Source organism: Jeotgalibacillus marinus, from assembly GCF_040801915.1.
Lineage (GTDB): Bacteria > Bacillota > Bacilli > Bacillales > Jeotgalibacillaceae > Jeotgalibacillus > Jeotgalibacillus marinus.
The window spans coordinates 1-236 of sequence record NZ_JBFMIA010000288.1 but is presented as its reverse complement, the minus strand read 5'-3'; the positions used below and the strand labels follow the sequence as shown (position 1 = coordinate 236).

The window sequence follows — 236 nt, the reverse complement described above, 5'->3', positions numbered from 1 at the left end:
AGTGCTGCTGATCGTCCGAATGCTGTCCGAAGAGAAGGAAAGACAATGAGCGAAGAGACAACCCAGGACACTGGATCTCAAGATGTCGCAGCTGCATCTGCAGCCCCAGCAGCCTCGGCTGCTGTTCCGGTAGGGTTTCTTGACAGCCTGCCGGAAGATCTGCGCATGGAGCCATCCTTGCGCAATTTCACCGACCCTGCGTCTTTGGCAAAGAGCTATGTGCATGCGCAGCGGAT

The 236-nt window shown here is 56.4% G+C and carries 1 protein-coding gene; it reads left to right on the top strand.

Translation table 11 applies throughout. The annotated features are described in order from the left end of the window. Window positions 1-45: 45 nt before the first annotated feature. Window positions 46-236 (top strand): hypothetical protein (locus AB1471_RS17885; RefSeq protein ID WP_367781062.1); only part of this gene is annotated, 191 nt, incomplete at its 3' end.